General features: G+C 42.7%; 10 protein-coding genes. 5 read left to right on the forward strand and 5 right to left on the reverse strand.

Translation table 11 applies throughout. From position 1 onward, the window contains the following. Positions 1-94: 94 nt before the first annotated feature. Genes C6G87_RS07255 through C6G87_RS07270 form a run of 4 tightly spaced genes read right to left on the reverse strand, consistent with a single transcriptional unit; the run spans position 95 to position 1,738 of the window. Entirely contained in the window at positions 95-403 is a 309-nt protein-coding gene (locus C6G87_RS07255) for a hypothetical protein (RefSeq protein ID WP_104752848.1), read from the reverse strand. 15 nt (positions 404-418) lie between these two features. Beyond that, positions 419-682, reverse strand: coding sequence for a competence protein ComB (locus tag C6G87_RS07260; protein ID WP_104752849.1), 264 nt, complete (start codon positions 680-682; stop codon positions 419-421). A gap of 10 nt (positions 683-692) precedes the next feature. Further along, positions 693-974: a TrbC/VirB2 family protein gene (locus C6G87_RS07265; RefSeq protein ID WP_104752850.1), complete on the reverse strand. Its 282-nt coding sequence runs from the start codon at positions 972-974 to the stop codon at positions 693-695. Further along, positions 971-1,738 carry an integrase gene (locus C6G87_RS07270; RefSeq protein ID WP_104752851.1) on the reverse strand — a complete coding sequence of 256 codons (768 nt, stop codon included), beginning with the start codon at positions 1,736-1,738 and terminating at the stop codon, positions 971-973. The genes C6G87_RS07265 and C6G87_RS07270 overlap by 4 nt, the downstream gene beginning before the upstream one ends. A gap of 3 nt (positions 1,739-1,741) precedes the next feature. Here C6G87_RS07270 and C6G87_RS08530 point away from each other — a divergent pair, with 3 nt between their 5' ends. The 5 genes from C6G87_RS08530 to C6G87_RS07290 all read left to right on the forward strand — a co-directional run bounded on the left by C6G87_RS08530 (position 1,742) and on the right by C6G87_RS07290 (position 4,476). After that, positions 1,742-1,885 (forward strand): hypothetical protein, encoded by a 144-nt coding sequence (locus C6G87_RS08530; RefSeq protein WP_158653130.1) that lies wholly within the window; start codon positions 1,742-1,744, stop codon positions 1,883-1,885. 23 nt (positions 1,886-1,908) lie between these two features. Continuing rightward, positions 1,909-2,934 (forward strand): PBECR3 domain-containing polyvalent protein, encoded by a 1,026-nt coding sequence (locus C6G87_RS07275; protein WP_267892710.1) that lies wholly within the window; start codon positions 1,909-1,911, stop codon positions 2,932-2,934. A gap of 15 nt (positions 2,935-2,949) precedes the next feature. Next, a complete protein-coding gene (locus tag C6G87_RS07280; protein ID WP_104752853.1) occupies positions 2,950-3,687 on the forward strand; it encodes a nucleotidyltransferase family protein in 738 nt (245 codons plus the stop codon). Positions 3,688-3,694: 7 nt separating this feature from the next. Further along, on the forward strand, positions 3,695-4,129 hold the full coding sequence (locus C6G87_RS07285; RefSeq protein WP_104752854.1) for a putative barnase/colicin E5 family endoribonuclease: 435 nt from the start codon (positions 3,695-3,697) through the stop codon (positions 4,127-4,129). 101 nt (positions 4,130-4,230) lie between these two features. Further along, positions 4,231-4,476 carry a hypothetical protein gene (locus C6G87_RS07290; protein WP_104752855.1) on the forward strand — a complete coding sequence of 82 codons (246 nt, stop codon included), beginning with the start codon at positions 4,231-4,233 and terminating at the stop codon, positions 4,474-4,476. Between the two features lie 185 nt (positions 4,477-4,661). On the opposite strand, the gene C6G87_RS07295 is transcribed toward C6G87_RS07290, so the two are convergent. Then, positions 4,662-5,477, reverse strand: coding sequence for an HpaA family protein (locus tag C6G87_RS07295; RefSeq protein WP_104752856.1), 816 nt, complete (start codon positions 5,475-5,477; stop codon positions 4,662-4,664). Between the last annotated feature and the right edge of the window lie 163 nt (positions 5,478-5,640).

The following is a 5,640-nucleotide window of genomic DNA, read 5'->3' on the forward strand; positions in this document are numbered from 1 at the left end:
TTGTTCTCATCAGCCATAGAGTAGACTTTAGGCATTGCCCCTGCTAGGTAGTCAATGCTCTTGTGTTTGCAAAAGGTCAAGAAATCACTTAGCACTACTTAGCCATCTCCAGATGCTCTAAAATCTTGTTTTCTAACCCTCTAAGTATTGCGTGCGCCTCTTCAAAACGCCCTTGTAGTGCTAAAACAGTCCCCATTTGAATCAAAGCCTTTGGGATTCTATCCATCGCCACTTGAAGCTCTCGCAGATGTTTTGTTTCAACTGAAGGCACTGGATAGAAGTACTCTTCCAATATAGAGGCTAAAAAAGTTTCTAAATCCACATTGCTTTCTTTGGCATGCTTCTTGCATTCCTTGTAAGTAGGTCCTCTCAGTTCAAGAACTACTTTTCTTTTGCTCTCCATATTTCTCCTTCTCTCTCACGCATAGAACTTAGAACTCTTGGTCTTAATCTTAGAGCGCGCTATCAAAATATCGCTAATGTCCTCATCAAAAAATTCTAAAATGCTAAATGCCAATAAGAACACTCCATAGAGCAACAAGGAGTATAAAATCCCAATCGTGGGCAATAACACAAAGGGCACGAGCAGACAAATTAAAAAACTCTTAGCATTGAGCCATAGAAACTTTTCTTTGGTAGAAATCTCTCTTAAATTGGGCACGCCCACACTCACTATTTGCACCTTAACTCTCCTATTGAAAAATTTGCAAGAACCAATCAGAGAGTTTGGGCGCACCAAAAAAGATTAGTGAGCCTAATATCACTCCGATCACTGTGAGCAAAATTTCTTTCCAACGATCTAGGTTTTTCCATACAAAGATGCCAATGCCTATAAAGATAATGGTGAGGATTAATTTGGCTTTGCCACTACTTAGCCATGTTTGGATGGCATTTTGCAGGCTCTCCAAACCTCCAGCGTGCAACACGCCTACATACAGCAATACGCAGAACAGCGACTTTAGGTGTTTGCTCACGCAGCTTCTCCTAAAACCATTTGACTATCAAAAGCTTCTTTTAAGTTTTTCTTGACAATGGCGATCTGATAAAAACACTTCATGTTAGGGATTTGCTTGCCCGTGAGTTGCTCGTAAGTCATAGAGACGGTTGTATTGGGATCGTCTAAGGGACTAAACTCTAAGATAACATCATTAAAACGGCGCATACGCCCTTTATCTCTAGGGAATTTCAGGACATAATATCCATGTCTACCCTTCAATTTTAGGGCAACTTCTTTTAAAGCTTTGGCAATCTCTCGATAATAAGCTAAAAGGGTCAAGAAAAAAGGTGTGGGCATATTGGCTTTCTTGTTCGAGCCCACAGACTTATAAGTTTCCAATTCCCGGTAATCCTTCAGGTAGATATAGGCATAACGCTTTTTCCCTTTCACTAAAGAAATCAAGCCTACCTTTTCTAAGATGTCTAAATTCAAACGCAGAGTTCTAAGCATGATTTGCAACGCGTAGCTAGCATAGTGCCTATCTAAAGCAATCTTGTTGCTTTTGCTCCGTGTAGCTAACTTGCAGAGCAAAAAATATAGCTGCCTACAACCTGATGAGCCATAAAAAAGCAGTGCTGACTCACATAGAGCGTTGGCATCAAAAATCTTATAATCAATGTCTTCTTGCCATCTAAAATAGTGATTTTTAGTTCCCTTGGAATAAGCCACATTGGCATTCCACATCTGCTTTAAATCTTTAAAATCTAAATTAGGCTTGACAATCTTATGCCTATAACACATTCTATGTACCTCCCAGTGGTGGGACTTAGTGGAGGCTGGAAAAGAAAATTACATTCTAGTAAGAATGATCTAGAACAGGCATGGTTAAAAGCCTTTGATCTTAATAGTCTAGATGAGCCTTTAGCCCTGCTGTTCAAGAAGCTTTAGAACCCATACTCAAAGGGGAGACAATCCAACTCACACGGGGGAGTTTGGCGAAGTTAGCTAAACGCCAAAGAGAAGAGTTTTTACCCTTGATTAGACCGACTTTAGAAGAGCCTAACGCGGTGCTCAAACAAGCAGACGGGGCGTTGATTTTTGTTAAAGACTTTGGAGGCGTAAAGTTTTTTGCAAGCGTGGCGCGGGGAGATAGCGGCGAATGGGTCATTACTAGCAATGCGCCTAAAACACTCAATAACCTTAAGAATAAGATTAAAGAAGGGGGAGAGGTTTTAATAAGCGATTCGCCCGGGCTTCCAATAATCGCTAGTCCCGCATTACCCGCTAAAGCGTTGAATGGCAGAGCAAATCAACCCAACCCTACCACCCAAGAGCTAAAAAGTCAAGGGGAGGATTTATTAGACCCTAGTAAGCCTCTCAGAAGAGCTAAGCCTGAAGAGATCACAGAGGAGTTTTTAGAGGAAGTCAAGAAGCGTAATACTAAGGTGTGGGTGGGGGATTTTGCGCCCCAAGATAAGGAATTGAACAATAAACTAGATTTTGATCCTAAATACCCTATCAAAATTACCTTTAATGGGGACGCGTTAAAGCATATTGACGCACGGCATGGAGAGGGGGCTATTTTAGTAAAAAAAGGGCAACAGCCCGCAGTAACAAGAGAGGACATTGTTAGTTATGGGGATATTGTCAACAATGCAGATAAACATGTGCTTGATACGGATAAACACCATCAAAAGGTCTTGATCAGTGGCAAGCAGATTAACGGCTATGTAGTGGTTGTAGAGACCATTAGCACTAAAAAGAACGAATTAAAATTAAAAACTCTTTACAAAGAGAATGGCAAGTTAGAGAACAATCCCATTTTTAAAGAGGGTGGTTTGAGCTCACGACTACCTGAAGGTAGCGAAGACTCGCTAAGCCCCAAGCCTAGTGTCAACTTAGACGCGCCACAACAAACCACCAAGTCCCAAGATACTATAGCGCCTCTTAAGAGTCAAGGCAACACTAATTCCCAAGCTCAAGGGCTTTACTACTAGAGGGGCTTAAGGGGGGTGATAGCACGGCTAGAGGCTAGCAGTATCCTTAAGAGTGTGGGGAGTATAGAGAGCAAGATTAAGCGCAAGAGGGGGGATATAGGGGCGATCAATGACTTATTAAGGGGGGCGCTAATCACACCCACTAAAGACGCGCTAGACAGTCAGTTAGTGCGCATTGTGGACAGCTTAAGGGCGCAGGGCATAGAGCCCACCCTAGAGCTACACCACAGAGGTAGTGGTTATCAAGGTATCCATGTACAATTTGAATTTAACGGGGTGGGAAGTGAAGTCCAATTACATACCGCGCAGAGTTGGGGGGTGAAGAAGAAGTTAGATGAGATTTACCACATCTTGAGGGAGCAAGAGGTTAACCCGACTTTGAGTAGGGAAGAATTAAACGCATTACTAGAAGAGAGTCAGCGCCTAGCTCAGGATGTAGACTTAGATATTAATGCCTTAACTTCTTTTGCGGTGAGTTTAGATAAAAACGCCACTTCTGAGAAGTCCGTATTAGCGAGAAAATCGCCTAAAGACTTAAACGACTCCCAAAATTCGCGTTTAAAGTCGTATTCAAATACCGCATTATCGGGGAATTCTGAACCTTGGGCTAACGCATACAGCCGCTTAGACTCTCCATTAAACCAAAATGTTAATTTATCCACAGGCAAGGGGAACATACAGACTCCTTTAAATGAGAGTAGCACAAGCCCCCTTAAGATCACCCCTAAGGCAAGTGGCAGGGGCGTTCTATAGGGAAGACTTGGGGTATATTGATCTTGTGTGGGGCAATCTTAAAGGAGAGGGAAGAGGCGCTAAGGGGTGGGGCTTATCTAAAATCTTTGCCAAGCATCTTGAGGACTTTAAGGGCTTTGAGGGTAGTACGCCTTTGCAGAAGTTGGCTAGGGGGTTAGAGGAGATCGTAAGCGGGGGAGAAGTGCTTGAGAATGCGGGGGTTTATACAATCCATCTTAAAAATCAGAATGGGAGTTTTAGAGTCGGCTTGTCTAGGGGATGGAATGAACAAGGTAATAACCATTGGGTAATTACAGCATATAAAGACGGAGATGGAGTTAAACCCCCTCGCACAGATTCCCGACCACGTTACGACCCAAAAGGGGCTGAGTATGGAACCGATCTTACTCAGAGGGGCAAGGTTAACTCTACCACATCCCCCCTTAAAGGGCAAGAGTTCTAATTTTAGTCAAGATTGTAGCTTTGCCCCTTGATTGCGACTTGGATATTTGCTATCTAGTCAAAGCATGCGCAGGGGCGCATGTGAATAATCAAAGGAATATAATGAAGAGAACGAGTTTAAAGACTTTATGCGTGCATGTGCATGTTACATTGTGGCAGGATTTAGAACACCATAAGCAGATCGGCAAGCTTTGTAGGAGCATTGCCCAAAGCCCCCACTTTGATAAGGGGGATCGTGCGGAGTTAGGGCAACTCTTATTGGATGTGGACATGTCCTATATGCGAGCTTGTGAGGCGTTGGAGACGCTCCATATGTACTTGGTGCGCAAGAAGGACAAGCGGGCTTAACCCTTGTTTGGGGGTGGGTTAGCGCGCGGTTGCTAAAGTTAGGGGATCCTAACTTTGGCAGAAATCATGGCTTCAAACAGAACAGCTCTATTATATCCCCATAGTTAAAGCTAGGGGGCTTGGCGACATGAGTGTCAAGAAGCGTTCGCCTGCAAGTCAGTTAGGTGTGTGGTTTGTTGGAGGAGCTATTTTCTAATCTGATCAATAGCCTTTCTGTACTGCTTTAAGTTAGCGTTTTTGACCCAAGAAACCAGTTTTTTGATCACAACTCCGTACGCCTTACTGAGAATTGTATGGATAGCATCGTCATGGTTTTCGTCTATTTCACCACGACCGATCGAGTTTGCCTCATCAAAACTATCTAGACTTGTCGCCCCACGACTGATCGAGTTTGCACCGGCAAAACTATCTGAGCTTGTCGCTTGTTGCAGATAGGGGAAATAGGAATAGGTGATAGCATGTTCTGCCCCCACATTGATAGCAAAGTTGTGAGTAGTCCGTCCTGTCTTTGGTTCAAAGAATTTAAACAAAACAGCTCCGGCACTTTGATCTATCGTTGTTTTCATGTTGGTGTCCTTTGGGTTATCTGTGTTGATGTCTGCATCCTCCAATATAGCCACCCATCCCCCGATTTTTAAGATAGAGTATATTTTATTTTTTTGTTCAGGCGTTAAATTTTGCGCAGATGCAAGGTGTATGATGTGATAGCCCTTTTTCTGAAAGATTTCTTGTACCTGCCTTACTAAAGCGCGTTGGAACTGCTCGATGTAGGGCTGGACATTTTCACCTGCTTGGATGTGCGGGTCCAAGATAGCAATAGTATGGTTATTAGAATCCTCTTGCCTAATGTCGATGGGGTAGTTAAAGTTTAGAGAGGTGGATTTCTTCATTTTTCCATCAGCTGTTGCGTGCTCTTGGTTGGTAGACTTTAAAGCACAACCTGAGAGGAAAAGAGATACGCCCACTAGTATTAGTAGAATTTCTTTTACAATCCTTTGCATGGGACTCCTTAAAAGTTAAAAAGTTTTCATTCTGAGATTTTCTTTATTAATTTTAGTTTAAAATTCTTTGAAAAATAAAATACACTCAGGTGTTACACATAAAAATCCTTCATTCCATCTTGTATGCATGCCATTATTCCGTAAAGAATTAACCTAGCAAGCC

It is taken from the genome of Helicobacter baculiformis, assembly GCF_900197685.1.
In the GTDB taxonomy this organism is placed as follows: domain Bacteria; phylum Campylobacterota; class Campylobacteria; order Campylobacterales; family Helicobacteraceae; genus Helicobacter; species Helicobacter baculiformis.